We start from the raw sequence: 15568 nt of genomic DNA, 5'->3' as shown, positions 1-15568 counted from the left end.
TTGATGAAACCATCATTCTTACTGTAGAATATGATAAAATTAACGTTATTAAGATTAGAAGGGGTATTGTATACTCCTTCTGATTCTAAGTTATAGAAGGATTGGTATCTAGAAAGGGGCATAGTGATGGAAAAGCAAAAAACTTTTCATGTCGCTGTAGTTGGAGCAACCGGCGCAGTTGGTGAACAAATGTTAAATACTTTAGAGAAACGAGAATTTCCAATCGGGAAGTTAACGTTACTTTCATCTAAACGATCTGCAGGTAAGAAACTTGTATTTAAAGGCGAAGAATTTACAGTTCAAGAGGCAACTCCTGAAAGTTTTGAAGGAGTAGATATCGCACTATTTAGTGCTGGTGGATCTGTATCAAAACAATTAGCGCCAGAAGCAGCAAAGCGCGGTGCGATTGTTGTTGATAATACAAGTGCATTCCGTATGACAGAAAACGTGCCACTTGTTGTACCTGAAGTAAATGAAAACGACTTAAAAGAACATAATGGTATTATTGCAAATCCAAACTGTTCTACAATTCAAATGGTAGTAGCTCTTGAGCCAGTTCGTCAGCAATATGGTTTAAAACGAGTAATCGTTTCCACATATCAAGCTGTATCAGGTGCTGGTGCGGCAGCGATTGAAGAACTTCATGAACAATCACAAGCAATCTTAAATGGTGAAGAAGTGAAGGCAAATGTTTTACCTGTATCAGGTGATAAAAAGCATTTCCAAATTGCTTTCAACGCGATTCCACAGATTGATAAATTCCAAGATAATGGATTTACGTTTGAAGAAATGAAAATGATTAATGAAACGAAAAAAATTATGCATATGCCTGAATTAGAAGTAGCGGCAACATGTGTACGTTTACCAGTTGTATCAGGTCACTCTGAGTCTGTTTACATCGAAGTAGAAAAAGAAGGTGTAACAGTAGAAGAATTCAAGAGCTTACTTGCAAATGCGGAAGGTATTGTTCTACAAGATAATCCAGAAGAGCAGTTATATCCAATGCCAGCTACTGCAGTAGGTAAAAACGAAGTATTCGTTGGAAGAATCCGTAAAGATTTAAATAATGATAAAGGATTCCATCTTTGGGTCGTATCTGATAACTTATTAAAAGGCGCTGCATGGAATTCTGTTCAAATTGCAGAGCGCTTAGTAAAATTACAATTAGTGTAAACGGCTAAGAGAAGGTGCAAAATATGAAAATTATTGTTCAAAAATTTGGTGGCACATCCGTACGTGATGAAAATGGACGTAAGCATGCGCTTCATCATATAAAAAAATCGCTAGATGCGGGTTATAAAGTAGTTACTGTCGTATCTGCTATGGGCCGTAAAGGTGAACCATATGCAACTGATACTTTGTTAAGTCTTGTAAATCAAGAGGAATCTCGCATTTCTAATCGTGAGCAAGATTTATTATTATCATGCGGAGAATTAATCTCAGCAATCGTCTTTTCTAACATGTTAAATGAGAACGGTATAAAAGCAGCGGCATTAAATGGTGCACAAGCTGGTTTTGTAACAAATGAGGATTTTACGAATGCTAAGATTATTGAAATGAATTGCGATCGTGTACATGAAGAGTTAGAAAATGTAGATGTAATCGTCGTTACAGGATTCCAAGGACAAACGAAAAAAGGTGATACGACAACACTTGGACGCGGAGGTAGCGATACTTCAGCTTCTGCATTAGGTGTTGCGCTTCATGCTGAATTTATTGATATCTTTACAGATGTAGAAGGTGTTATGACTGCGGATCCTCGCATTGTAAAAGATGCACGTCATCTTCAAACGGTAACATACAATGAAATTTGTAACATGGCATATCAAGGTGCAAAAGTCGTTCATCCACGTGCAGTTGAAATTGCGATGCATGCCAAAGTACCACTTCGTGTACGTTCTACGTATTCTGATAGTGAAGGTACGCTTATTTCAGCATCGGACGGTGCTACAAAAGGCCGTGATGTAGAAGAACGGCCTGTTACAGGTATCGCTCATGTATCAAATGTGACGCAAATTAAAGTGCTGGCAAAAGAAACAGCATATGATTTACAACAGCATGTGTTTAAAGAAATGGCGAATGAAGGAATCAGTGTCGATTTAATTAACATTTCACCTACTGGGGTAGCTTATACGGTGAGTGATAATGTATCAAGTCGTGCAGTTGAATTATTAAGAAACCTTGGATATGAGCCAATTGTGACAGAGCATTGTGCAAAAGTATCTATTGTAGGAGCTGGAATGGCAGGATACCCAGGGGTTACTGCGAAAATCGTTACAGCTTTAGCGGAAAAAGGTATTCAAATTTTGCAATCGGCAGATAGCCATACGACAATTTGGGTTCTTGTAAAAGAAACTGATTTAGTGGAGGCTGTAAATGCATTACATAGTGCGTTTGAGCTTTCAAAAGAAAAGCAACTGGAACAATAAGGAGTGAGACCATGATAGATTTTGGGACAATTGCAACCGCGATGGTAACTCCGTTTGATAAAAACGGAAATATCGATTTTGCGAAGACAACGAAATTGGTAAATTATTTAATAGATAACGGTACAACAGCAATCGTGGTAGGAGGAACGACAGGAGAATCTCCTACATTAACTTCAGAAGAAAAAGTAGCGTTATATCGCCATGTCGTATCTGTTGTCGATAAAAGGGTGCCCGTAATCGCTGGAACAGGTAGTAATAATACGCATGCTTCTATTGACTTAACTAAAAAGGCAACAGAGGTTGGTGTTGATGCAGTAATGCTAGTAGCACCGTATTATAACAAACCGAGTCAAGAAGGAATGTATCAGCACTTTAAAGCAATTGCTGAAAGCACGCCGCTTCCGGTTATGCTATATAACGTTCCAGGACGATCTATTGTACAAATCTCCGTTGATACAGTTGTTCGTTTATCAGAAATAGAAAACATTGTTGCGATTAAAGATGCAGGCGGCGATGTGTTAACAATGACAGAAATCATTGAAAAAACAGCGGACGACTTTGCAGTATACAGCGGTGATGATGGTTTAACGTTACCAGCTATGTCAGTTGGAGCGAAAGGTATCGTTTCTGTAGCATCTCATGTGATTGGAAATGAAATGCAAGAAATGATTGCAGCATTCCAAGCAGGAGAATTTAAAAAGGCGCAAAAATTACATCAATTACTTGTAAGAGTAACGGATTCATTATTTATGGCGCCAAGCCCAACGCCAGTAAAAACAGCGTTACAAATGGTTGGATTAGATGTAGGTTCTGTACGTTTACCGCTTCTTCCATTAACAGAAGAAGAAAGAGTAACGTTACAATCTGTAATGCAATCTATCCCTCGTTAATAAAAAATGACCTAGTGTAGAACTAGGTTATTTTTTTATGTTATGAAAATCTTTGCCTCTCGTTTCTCACCTACATGTGTTCTTATAAGATCATATTATGCCACTTGTTTAACCGCTTCTTCATTATGTGTTGCAACATGTATAAGAAAATAATCGTACACCTTTAAATGAATCAAAAAATCATAGTTATTATAGGATAAACATTTGTATAAACGTAATAAAATATCGATTCTGTTTTTTAGAGGGATTGTCTCAAATGTGACGTGATTCATAAAAAAGATTCATTTTATAAGTGTTTTTGTTCGATTCTAGAAAAATAAGTCTTGAAAATCCATATTATGAAATTAATTTAGCGTATGTATGGTTATTTCTTCAAAATAATATGGAGTATAAAATCGGAGTAAATATAAAGGAAATACGTTCGATATTTTTGTTGTAATTCCGTTCTTTTACTTCTTCTTTCGCACGATTTAACTTGTGTTCTATTTCTTGTATCAGGTATAATATGGCTAAGTAGCTTAGTACGGGTATGCTTAGCAAAATTGGTAAAAATTATAATTTGATTACATTTTCATATCATATCGAATAAGATATTTGATTTATATAATGAAAGAGAGGTGAAACCTGGTTTAAAAAATAAACAAGGACATGATATCGCATAACGGTAAGGACATTCGTCTTGGACGGTGAATATATGGTGGTTGTAGAGTTTCCCCTGGTGTCTCTGCAATTTTAGTGAAATCAGTGTTTGAAAGATTTTTAAACCAGGCAACAACATGAAGAGAAAAGAGAATGAGTCTGTTAAAGTATTTGCTCTTGGTGGAGTAGGTGAAATCGGGAAAAACATGTACTGTGTTGAAATTGATTCTGAAATCTTTATTGTAGATGCAGGGTTAATGTTCCCGGGAGATGAAATGTTTGGAATTGATATCGTTATTCCTGATATTACATATTTAGTGGAAAACCAAGAGCGAGTAAAAGGTTTATTTATTACTCACGGTCATGAAGATCATATTGGTGGAATTGTTTACGTACTTCGTAAATTATCAATTCCAGTGTATGCAACGAAATTAACAGTAGGACTTATACAAGAAAAACTTGGCGAAGCGGGTATGTTAGGCCGTGTAGACTTAAAAACAATCGATTCAAATTCAACAGTAGAGTTTAATACTACAACGGTGTCATTCTTTGGAACGACACATAGTATTCCAGATTCTGTTGGTGTTTGTTTCCATACATCAAAAGGTGCTATCGTATATACGGGAGACTTTAAATTCGATCAAACTCCAATTGGAAATAGTGGAGCAGACCTTGGAAAAATGGCACAAATCGGAAATGAAGGCGTACTGTGCTTATTATCTGATAGTACAAATGCTGAGCGTCCAGGCTATACAGGTTCTGAAAAAGAAGTTGGTGTAGAAATTTCTAAAGTGTTCTACGGCGCAGAAGGACGTATTATCGTTGCTTCATTTGCATCGAATGTACATCGTATTCAACAAGTATTTGATGCAGCTGCTGAAACAGGACGAAAAGTAGCGGTTGTAGGACGTAGTATGGTGAAAGTGGTAGATATCGCAAGACGTCTTGGTTATTTAGATGTTCCAGAAGGTATGGTTATTTCACTACAAGAAGTAGACAATTTCCCAGAGAAAAAGGTAGCTATTTTAACGACAGGTAGCCAAGGTGAACCGATGGCAGCCCTTTCTAGAATGGCGAAGCAAGCTCATAAACAAATTTCAATTCGTAAAGGTGATACGGTTATTATTGCGGCTTCTCCAATTCCGGGTAATGAAATATCTGTATCGAAAATTATTGACTTGTTATTTAGAGCTGGAGCTGATGTTATTTATTACGGTGAAAGAAAAGTTCACGTTTCAGGTCACGGTAGCCAAGAAGAATTAAAATTAATGTTAAATTTAATGAAACCTAAGTATTTTGTACCCGTACATGGTGAGTTCCGTATGCAAAAAGCACATGCATATTTAGCTGAAGATGTAGGTATTGCAAGAGAGAATATCTTTATCGTAGAAAAAGGCGATGTGATTGCTTTTGGTGACGATGAAGCAAACTTAGTTGGCAAAGTACAAGCTGGTAATGTGTTAATTGATGGATTAGGTGTAGGTGACGTTGGTAATATCGTTCTTCGAGATAGAAAAATGTTATCTCAAGATGGAATATTAGTAGTTGTTGTAACACTTGGTAAAGATGAAAAGAAAATTATCTCTGGTCCAGAAATCATTTCACGTGGTTTTGTGTATGTTCGTGAATCAGAAGCGTTAATTGACCGCTCTACAGAGATTGTACGTATGATTGTTGAGCAATCAATTAAAGAGTATTCAATTGAATGGTCTATGTTAAAACAAAATATTCGTGAATTATTAGGGCAGTTCTTGTACGAAGAGACAAAGAGAAAACCTATGATTTTACCGATTATTATGGAAGTATAAAAAAGATCACCTTTACGGGTGATCTTTTTTTCTTTTTAAACTCTATCGAATGAAATTTATAACTTAAGAAATAATAGTTATATACGAGTGAAAGGGGATGCGATATGACAGAACGTGATCGTTATACAAATGAAGGGAAAGAGGCTGAGCCGAAAGAAACTGGGAAAGAAGCCTCGATAGTGGAAAAAATTCAACAGCTAGGGCAAACGAATGTACCACAAATGAATGAATCGAGTATTCATTGTTTAACAATCATTGGGCAGGTGGAAGGTCATGTTCAGTTGCCGCCGCAAAATAAAACAACAAAATATGAGCATATTATTCCGCAAATTGTTGCGATAGAACAAAATCCGAAAATTGAAGGTTTGCTTTTAATATTAAACACGGTCGGAGGTGACGTTGAAGCAGGTTTAGCAATTTCTGAGATGGTAGCTTCGCTTTCAAAGCCAACGGTATCACTTGTTCTGGGCGGCGGGCATTCTATCGGTGTACCAATCGCCGTCTCTACGGATTATTCATTTATTGCGGAAACTGCGACGATGACAATTCATCCCATTCGTCTAACAGGTCTTGTTATAGGTGTGCCACAAACATTTGAGTATTTAGATAAAATGCAAGAAAGAGTCATTCGATTTGTGACGAAGCATTCGAAAGTAACCGAAGATCGTTTTAAAGAACTTATGTTTGCGAAAGGGAATTTGACGCGAGATATTGGGACGAATGTAATTGGTGGCGATGCAGTGAAATATGGTCTTATAGATGATGTCGGTGGTATTGGGAATGCGATTCGAAAGCTGAATGAATTAATAGATGCTCGCATGGATGATAGTGCAGAAGGGACAATGTTACAATGATTTTATACACAATTATGCCAGAGCAACTTGTATATCCAACTGATTATTCGCAATGTGAAAGCCAAAAAGTTGTAAATATAAACGGTGTTGAATTAATGGTTTCTGAAGAAGAACATGGGTGTTATTCTATTGTACGTGTGTTAAGTACGGATCCGCTACACTACTTAGAGTTTGAGCCCGGCCAAAAAATAACCTTTTAGCAAAAAGAAGGATTTTGTTTAGAAGCTATGGTATAATATAAAAAACAAGACGGTTGAGCAGCCATGAGAGGGCTGCTTTCTTCTGTTTATTTAACAATTTACAAGAAGTGTAAAAATAGAAGATATAAGACCTGAAAAAATAGAGAAAACAGACATATAAGTAGAGCTTTTTTAAGGAAGCCCTGCTTACATGTAGAACACGAGGTGAAGAAATGGCAAAACAAAAGCAAAGAGGGACGAAGGCAAAAGCAAGACGCACGATAAAGCCAACTTTGTATTATGAAATCGTCGGTTTAACTCTTTTTGCGCTTTCAATCATTACGATTTTACAGCTAGGTGTTGTAGGGAAATCGTTTGTGTTATTTTTTCGCTTCTTCTTTGGTGAGTGGTACATAATTGGTGTGTTAGGTGTAATAGCTTTATCGGTTTCGTTTGTTATCAAACGTGGATGGCCGAACCTTTTAAATAAACGGTTAATCGGTTTTTATTTAATAGTATTGGCGATATTAATGTTTAGTCATATTACATTATTTAACCTTCTTACGAAAGATGGAGCAGTGCAAAATACTTCTGTTATTGTGAGTACGAAAGATAACTTCTTTCTTGAAATGAAAAAGGGGCCGGATAGCGTTCATTTAGGCGGTGGTATGTTTGGTGCGCTTATGTTCGCGACGTGTTACTTCTTATTTGACGAAGTAGGAGCTTATATCATTGGTATTATTTTAGTGATTCTCGGTATACTTTGTATAACAAATAAGCATATCGGAGAAGTACTTGCCCCTGTAGGGAGAATCCTTAGAAGTCAATTTGAAGTAATGCAAGGGGATTATAAAGATTGGAGATCCAAAAGGACGGCTGAACAAACAGAAAAGAAAAAAACAACGAGAAGCACAAGGAGCAAACGTTCTGCAGAACAAGAAGAGATTATTGAGCCGATGGAAGAAATTTCAATTGATCCTCCCATTATTTCGAATTTCACTGAGAATTATCCTGTAAATGAAGAAGAGAATAAACGAATTAGCGAAGAACAGGAAGTAGAGTTAATAACTTCACCGTCTATTGAAGAGGCTCCGCCTGTTGAAGAATCTAAGAAAAAGCGTGGAGAAAAGATTGTAGAATCTTTAGAGGCGGAAACAAGTGCCCCGCCAATGCAATTTTCAAATGTAGAAAATAAAGATTACAAGCTTCCTGCACTTGATATATTGAAATTTCCTAAGAATAAGCAAGTTACAAATGAAAATGCAGAAATTTATGAGAATGCTCGTAAATTAGAACGTACATTCCAAAGCTTTGGAGTGAAAGCGAAAGTAACAAAAGTACATAGAGGTCCTGCAGTTACAAAATATGAAGTATATCCTGATATGGGAGTAAAGGTAAGCAAAATCGTTAGTTTAAGTGATGATTTAGCACTTGCTTTAGCTGCGAAAGACATTCGTATTGAAGCACCTATTCCCGGGAAATCAGCTGTAGGGATTGAAGTTCCGAACTCAGAAGTTTCTATGGTAACGCTTAGAGAAGTTCTTGATTCTAAGGCTAATAATCATCCGGAAGAGAAGTTGTTAATTGGTCTTGGACGAGATATTACAGGTGAAGCTGTATTAGCGCGTTTAAATAAAATGCCCCATTTACTAGTAGCTGGTGCGACAGGTAGCGGGAAAAGTGTATGTATTAATGGTATTATTGTTAGTATTTTAATGCGTGCAAAACCACATGAAGTAAAATTAATGATGATTGATCCAAAAATGGTAGAGTTAAATGTATATAACGGTGTTCCGCATTTATTAACACCAGTTGTAACTGATCCGAAAAAAGCATCACAAGCTTTGAAAAAAGTCGTGAGTGAAATGGAACGACGTTATGAATTATTTGCTCATAGTGGCACGCGTAACATTGAAGGATATAATGATCATATTAAAGAACATAATAGTCAATCAGAAGCGAAACAACCGGAATTACCTTATATTGTAGTAATAGTGGACGAGTTAGCTGATTTAATGATGGTTGCTTCATCAGATGTAGAGGATGCGATTATGCGTTTAGCACAAATGGCTCGTGCGGCTGGTATTCATTTAATTATTGCGACGCAGCGTCCATCGGTTGATGTTATTACGGGAGTTATTAAAGCGAATATTCCATCACGTATTGCATTCGCGGTATCTTCTCAAACGGACTCTCGTACAATTCTTGACGGTGGTGGTGCAGAGAAACTGCTAGGTCGTGGAGATATGCTGTTTATACCAATTGGTGCATCGAAGCCTGTACGTGTACAAGGTGCATTTTTATCCGATGATGAAGTTGAGAGAGTTGTAGAGTATGTTATTGGTCAGCAAAAAGCGCAATATCAAGAAGATATGATTCCACAAGATGTTCCTGATACGAAGCAGGAAGTAGAAGATGAATTATATGATGAAGCAGTTCAGCTTGTAGTGGAAATGCAAACAGCATCTGTTTCTATGTTGCAACGTAGGTTTAGAGTAGGTTATACGCGAGCTGCCCGTTTAATTGATGCAATGGAAATGAATGGTGTAGTAGGTCCGTATGAAGGTAGTAAACCACGAGAGGTGCTCATTAATGATGTACAAGAAAAAAGTTCATAAAAAAAGCCTAATTGTTTTTACAATTAGGCTTTTTTATATGCTAGTTTTGTTATATACTATATTCAGCGATAAAGAAAGGGCTTACATTTAAAGCGATTCTTTAGAATACGAATACTTTGATTATGTTTTTAATGAATGTTCGATATTTAATGTAGAAAAATGTTAAATTTTGTTGACACGTATGGGAGCAAGTGGTAAGATTACTTCGAAAAGAATCACTGCCTCATATAATCTTGGAGATAAGGTCCATAAGTTTCTACCCGGCAACCATGAATTGCTGGACTATGAGGGGAAAAGTGTGTAACAAAGGATGTAAGAGATCTTTGTGCCGAACTTTTTCTCGAAATGAGGAATGTTTATGGTGCAAAGTTTTTTTTATGCAGTAAAGAGTGAAAATTTCATCTTAAAAAATTATTAATATTTATTCGACAATTATGCTTATTTTTAGTATTTAGTAATTTTATTATGTTGTAAGTTGAAAAAAGAGAAAAGAAGTCTTACATCAGAGGTCGAATAATTGAAATGCGGGGGAGTCTTATGTCAGTAAAATCCGATAGTCGTCACCTATATTTACGGGTGATTGATCACATTAAAGAAAAAATTAAAGATGGAGCTTACAAAGAAAGACAGAAGTTACCATCAGAGTTTGATTTAGCGAAAGAACTTGGTGTAAGTAGGGCGACTTTAAGGGAAGCACTGCGTATTTTAGAAGAAGAAAATGTTGTCATTCGTAGACATGGTGTAGGAACATTTGTAAATGCAAAGCCGTTATTTTCTTCTGGGATTGAACAACTTTCTAGTATTACAGATATGATTTCTAGTGTGGGGAAAACACCAGGAACTATCTTTTTATCATCATCTACAACAAGTTTAACAGAAGAAGAAAAAGAGAAGTTTAATAGTGAAGATGGTTTTAATGCAGTAATGATTGAGCGTGTGCGTACAGCAGATGGGGAACCTGTTGTATATTGTATCGATAAACTTGCAAAAGAAATATTGCCAGATTTATCGGGATACAACGAAGAATCATTGCTTACAGTGATACATAACAACACGCACAAACGTATCACATACGCAGTTGCTCACATTGAGCCAATTGGCTATCATCCGAAAATTTCACCGATTTTAGAATGTGAACCGGAAACGGCACTGCTAGTTTTAAAACAAATGCACTATGATCAAAATGATGAGCCAATCTTATATTCTCTCAATTACTTTAGAGCTGATAAGTTTAGCTTCCACGTATTAAGAAAACGTATGTAGGTAAGTTCCTTTTTGGGGAGGTGACAGCAAGAAGTTAGGGACAGCAGCGTATAAAAAATAGACAAATCATTTCAGGAGGGGTTTCTAGTATGAAGAAAAAAACAGGTCTTTTATTATCATTAACATTAGCAGCAAGCGCGGTTTTAGGTGCATGTGGTAACTCGGATAAGGCGAGCAGTGACAAGAAAGAAGATAAAGAATTCAAAGTTGGTATGGTAACGGATGTTGGGGGCGTTGATGATAAATCATTCAACCAATCTTCTTGGGAAGGTTTGAAAAAGTTTGGTAAAGATAATGGATTAAAGGAAAAAACAAATTATCGTTACCTACAGTCTGAAAAAGAAGCAGATTATATTCCGAACTTAAAGAAATTTTCAAAAGATAAGTATGATTTATCTTTCGGAATCGGTTATAAATTAGAAGGTGCAATTAAAGAAGTTGCAAAAGAATCTCCAAAACAACAATTCGCAATCGTTGATACTGTTGTAGAAGCACCGAACGTAACAAGTATTACATTTAAAGATCATGAAGGATCATTCCTTGTAGGTGCGGTAGCGGCTATGTCAACAAAATCGAATAAAGTAGGATTTGTTGGTGGAATGAAGAGTGATTTAATTAGTAAATTCGAAAATGGATTTAAAGCTGGTGCAAAGGCAGTAAATCCAAACATTGAAATCGTATCTGAATATGCGGAAGCATTTGATAAACCTGAAAAAGGTACAGTTCTTGCATCAGCAATGTATGGTCAAGGTGTAGATGTAATTTATCATGCTGCTGGTGGTACAGGTAACGGCGTGTTCACTGAAGCGAAAAACCGTAAGAAAAAAGGTGAAAATGTTTGGGTAATCGGTGTTGACCGTGACCAAAACCAAGAAGGTATGCCTGAAAACGTAACATTAACTTCAATGGTAAAACGTGTAGATATCGCTGTTGAAAAAGTAGCACAAGAAGCGAAAGATGGTAAATTAAAAGGCGGTAAAGTAGAAGCGTTTGGTTTAAAAGATGACGGTGTTGGTATTGCAAAAACAACTGACAATGTGAAAAAAGTTAACCCTGAAATTTTAAAAAAAGTAGAAGCGTTTGAAAAGAAAATTACAGATGGTGAAATTAAAGTACCAGCTACAGATAAAGAGTATAAAGAATATGAAGCTTCTCTAAAAAAATAAATAGAGAAATAGCAAAGGTTAGTTCATAGAACTAACCTTTGTATGTATAAAACTTCCAAATTGCTTAATAAGTTAATAGTGTAATAGGGGAATGTTCCCTGTTAAAAGGAGGAACAAAATGGAATACGTAATTGAGATGAATAACATTACGAAAGTATTCCCAGGCATTGTAGCGAATGATGATATTACGCTGCAAGTAAAGCAAGGAGAAATACATGCTTTACTTGGAGAAAATGGTGCAGGGAAATCCACATTGATGAATGTACTATTTGGTTTGTATCAACCAGAACAAGGTGAAATTAAAATTAAAGGAAAGTCTGTAAACATTACCAATCCGAATGTGGCAAATGACCTTGGTATTGGAATGGTTCATCAGCACTTTATGCTTGTTCATAATTTTACAGTTACAGAGAATATTATTCTCGGAAATGAACCGAAGAAAAACGGGAAAATTGCTGTTGAGGAAGCTGCTAAAGAAATTCAAAAACTGTCTGAACAATACGGATTAGCTGTAGATCCATACGCGAAAATACAGGATATTTCAGTTGGTATGCAGCAGCGTGTTGAGATTTTAAAAACACTTTACCGTGGGGCAGAAATTTTAATATTTGATGAACCGACAGCTGTGTTAACACCGCAAGAAATTCATGAGCTAATTCAAATTATGAAAAAGCTTGTACAAGAAGGGAAATCTATTGTTCTTATTACACATAAGTTGAAAGAAATTATGGAAGTTTGCGATCGTTGTACGATTATTCGTAAAGGAAAAGGGATTGGAACGGTTGACGTTGCAAATACGGATGAAAATAAACTTGCAGAATTAATGGTCGGACGTCAAGTGAATTTTAAAACAGAAAAAATAGACGCGAAGCCAAAAGAAGAGGTACTTTCAATTGCAAATCTTGTTGCTCACGATGCACGTCAACTACCTGCTGTAAAAGGCCTTGACTTAACTGTTCGTGCGGGGGAAATTGTTGGAATTGCAGGGATTGATGGAAACGGACAAAGTGAATTGATAGAAGCAATTACTGGTTTACGAAAAGTTGAGTCAGGTTCTATTGCAATTAAAGGAAAAGAAATAACAAATTGGCCTGTTAGAAGGATAACAGAAGAAGGAATTGGTCATATTCCAGAAGATCGTCATAAACACGGCCTTGTTCTTGATTTTTCTGTTAGAGATAATATCGTTCTGCAAACGTACTATAAAAATCCGTTTTCAAAGAAAGGGATTTTAAATTTTAGTAAAATTACAGAAAAAGCAAAGGCACTTATTGAACAGTTTGATGTACGTACACCTAGTGAGCAAACGTTAGCGCGCGCTTTATCTGGGGGGAATCAACAAAAAGCAATTATTGCACGTGAAGTAGACCGTGATCCAGATTTATTAATCGCGGCACAGCCAACACGTGGTTTAGATGTAGGAGCAATTGAATTTATTCATAAGAGATTAATAGAGCAAAGGGATAAAGGAAAAGGTGTATTACTTTTATCTTTAGAGTTAGATGAAATCTTAAATGTTAGTGACCGAATTGCTGTTATTTATGAAGGGAAAATCGTAGCAATTGTTGATGCGAAAGAAACGAATGAACAACAGCTTGGATTGTTAATGGCTGGAGGAACAAAGAAGGAGCAGGTGGGTACAAATGGCTAAAAAACTTTTAACAGAACGAACGATAAATATTTTAGTCCCAGTACTATCCGTTATTTTCGGCTTACTTGTCGGAGCAATTGTAATGCTAGTTAGTGGCTATGATCCAATTGTTGGTTATAGTGCACTTTGGACAGGAATGTTCGGTAGCCCAAGTGCAATAGGTGAAACGCTTCGTACAATGATCCCGCTTATTCTTGCCGGCTTATCAGTGGCGTTTGCATTTCGTACAGGTTTATTTAATATCGGGGTAGAGGGTCAATTACTAGTTGGTTGGCTTGCAGCGGTTTGGTTCGGTTATGCAGTTTCGCTACCAGCTGTTCTTCACATTCCGTTATCTATTTTATTTGCAGCATTGGTAGGTGGAATTTGGGGTTTCATCCCTGGATATTTAAAGGGGAAATTTCAAGTTAATGAAGTTATTGTAACAATTATGATGAACTATATTGCGTTATACGTAACATATGACATTATTAAGCGTTTCTTGCACGAGGGTAATGATAAAACGTACGACATCAAAGCGAGTGCGTCATTATCTTCAGACTGGCTTGCTGCCATCACTGACGGTTCGCGCCTTCACTGGGGAATTGTTGTAGCAATTTTAATCGCTATTTTAATGTGGTTCTTATTAGATCGAACAACTTTAGGGTATGAATTAAAGTCGGTAGGATTTAATCAACATGCCTCCCAATATGCTGGTATGAAAGTTTCTCGCAATGTAGTATTCTCTATGACAATTGCTGGTGCATTTGCGGGGATTGGTGGTGCGATGGAAGGGTTAGGAACATTCCAAAGTATGACAGCAATGTCTTCGTTTACAGGAGTAGGATTTGACGGGATTGCCGTAGCCTTACTTGGGGGGAATAATCCGTTTGGTATTATCCTTTCAGCTTTATTATTTGGTGGTTTGAAAAGTGCTTCCCCTCAAATGAACTTTGAGGCAGATGTACCATCAGAGCTTATTAATGTGATTATTGCATGTATCATCTTCTTTGTTGCATGTAGTTATGTGTTAAGATGGGCGCTTACACGCATGAGCAAGGAGGGGAAATAAATGAGCTTTTTAGATATATTAGCCATTCTTGTGACGGGTACGTTATATACATCAGCACCTATAATTTTTACAGCACTAGGTGGTGTATTTAGTGAACGATCGGGTGTTGTAAATATCGGATTAGAAGGACTAATGCTATTTGGTGCATTTATTGGAGTTGTTACAAACTTATTAATGGGTGATACATGGGGAACGATGACTCCGTGGATTGCGTTATTATTTGCGGCAATTGGTAGTGGGTTATTTGCATTACTTCATGCGGTAGCATCTATTACATTCCGAGCGGATCAAGTTGTAAGTGGTGTAGCGATTAACTTCTTATCTCTTGGATTAACGGTATTTGCAATTAAGAAGATTTTTGATAAAGGACAGACTGACTTTATTCAGTACCGTATTGAAAAGATTGATATTCCAGGCCTTTCGGATATCCCGGTTTTAGGGAAAATATTCTTCTCTAACGTACCGATAACGTCGTATATTGCTATTATTTTAGCATTCGTTGTTTGGTATGTTATTTATAAAACACCGTTCGGTCTTCGTCTTCGTGCGGTTGGTGAGCATCCAATGGCAGCTGATACGATGGGAATTAACGTATATAAAATGCGCTATATTGGTGTTTGTATATCAGGTGTGTTTGCTGGAATTGGTGGAGCAATTTTTGCAATGTCAATTTCTAATAACTTCTCAGGGGCAACTATTACTGGACAAGGTTTCTTAGCGTTAGCTGCCATGATCTTTGGGAAGTGGAATCCACTAGGTGCATTAGGTGCAGCGCTATTCTTTGGTTTTGCACAATCGTTAAGTGTAACAGGTGGAACAATTCCTGTATTAGATCAAATTCCGAGTGTTTTATTAACGATATTACCATATGTATTCACAATATTAGCGCTTGTTGGTTTTGTAGGTCGTTCTGAAGCTCCGAAAGCGTTAGGAACGCCGTATGAAAAAGGAAAACGATAAGTATAAAAAAGCTCGCACATTAGTGCGGGCTTTTTTACATAGAATATATGTAATACGGAA

General features: G+C 36.7%; 12 protein-coding genes and 1 riboswitch. All 12 genes read left to right on the top strand.

The features are described 5' to 3' along the window. Positions 1-126 precede the first annotated feature (126 nt). The 12 genes from asd to ILS93_RS06420 all read left to right on the top strand — a co-directional run bounded on the left by asd (position 127) and on the right by ILS93_RS06420 (position 15508). Positions 127-1173, top strand: a complete 1047-nt coding sequence (asd, locus tag ILS93_RS06475; protein ID WP_000414854.1) for an aspartate-semialdehyde dehydrogenase — start codon at positions 127-129, stop codon at positions 1171-1173. A 23-nt stretch (positions 1174-1196) separates the two neighbouring features. After that, the gene (gene dapG, locus ILS93_RS06470) at positions 1197-2429 is read left to right on the top strand and encodes an aspartate kinase (protein ID WP_064475022.1); all 1233 of its coding nucleotides are present in this window, start codon (positions 1197-1199) and stop codon (positions 2427-2429) included. An 11-nt stretch (positions 2430-2440) separates the two neighbouring features. Beyond that, positions 2441-3319, top strand: a complete 879-nt coding sequence (gene dapA, locus ILS93_RS06465; protein WP_222660190.1) for a 4-hydroxy-tetrahydrodipicolinate synthase — start codon at positions 2441-2443, stop codon at positions 3317-3319. Positions 3320-4095: 776 nt separating this feature from the next. After that, positions 4096-5766, top strand: coding sequence for a ribonuclease J (locus ILS93_RS06460; protein WP_000823080.1), 1671 nt, complete (start codon positions 4096-4098; stop codon positions 5764-5766). 104 nt (positions 5767-5870) lie between these two features. Then, the gene (gene tepA / locus ILS93_RS06455; RefSeq protein ID WP_000139828.1) at positions 5871-6620 is read left to right on the top strand and encodes a translocation-enhancing protein TepA; all 750 of its coding nucleotides are present in this window, start codon (positions 5871-5873) and stop codon (positions 6618-6620) included. Beyond that, positions 6617-6820 carry a YlzJ-like family protein gene (locus ILS93_RS06450; RefSeq protein WP_000605035.1) on the top strand — a complete coding sequence of 68 codons (204 nt, stop codon included), beginning with the start codon at positions 6617-6619 and terminating at the stop codon, positions 6818-6820. The genes tepA and ILS93_RS06450 overlap by 4 nt, the downstream gene beginning before the upstream one ends. 212 nt (positions 6821-7032) lie before the next feature. Continuing rightward, positions 7033-9417, top strand: a complete 2385-nt coding sequence (locus ILS93_RS06445; protein ID WP_222654927.1) for a DNA translocase FtsK — start codon at positions 7033-7035, stop codon at positions 9415-9417. 203 nt (positions 9418-9620) lie between these two features. Next, positions 9621-9722: riboswitch (purine riboswitch) on the top strand. Positions 9723-9954: 232 nt separating this feature from the next. Then, entirely contained in the window at positions 9955-10680 is a 726-nt protein-coding gene (locus ILS93_RS06440) for a GntR family transcriptional regulator (RefSeq protein ID WP_064475023.1), read from the top strand. A gap of 89 nt (positions 10681-10769) precedes the next feature. Continuing rightward, on the top strand, positions 10770-11846 hold the full coding sequence (locus tag ILS93_RS06435; RefSeq protein WP_222660188.1) for a BMP family lipoprotein: 1077 nt from the start codon (positions 10770-10772) through the stop codon (positions 11844-11846). A 118-nt stretch (positions 11847-11964) separates the two neighbouring features. Further along, positions 11965-13497, top strand: a complete 1533-nt coding sequence (locus tag ILS93_RS06430) for an ABC transporter ATP-binding protein (protein ID WP_064475025.1) — start codon at positions 11965-11967, stop codon at positions 13495-13497. Beyond that, a complete protein-coding gene (locus tag ILS93_RS06425; protein WP_001085261.1) occupies positions 13490-14548 on the top strand; it encodes an ABC transporter permease in 1059 nt (352 codons plus the stop codon). The genes ILS93_RS06430 and ILS93_RS06425 overlap by 8 nt, the downstream gene beginning before the upstream one ends. Continuing rightward, complete coding sequence (locus tag ILS93_RS06420) at positions 14549-15508, top strand: ABC transporter permease (protein ID WP_000008857.1); 960 nt, start codon at positions 14549-14551, stop codon at positions 15506-15508. The last annotated feature ends 60 nt before the right edge of the window (positions 15509-15568 follow it).

Source organism: Bacillus sp. 16GRE42 (assembly GCF_019837435.1).
In the GTDB taxonomy this organism is placed as follows: domain Bacteria; phylum Bacillota; class Bacilli; order Bacillales; family Bacillaceae_G; genus Bacillus_A; species Bacillus_A wiedmannii.
Note: the sequence above shows the minus strand (reverse complement) of the source record. Positions and strands in the feature narration are given on the sequence as shown.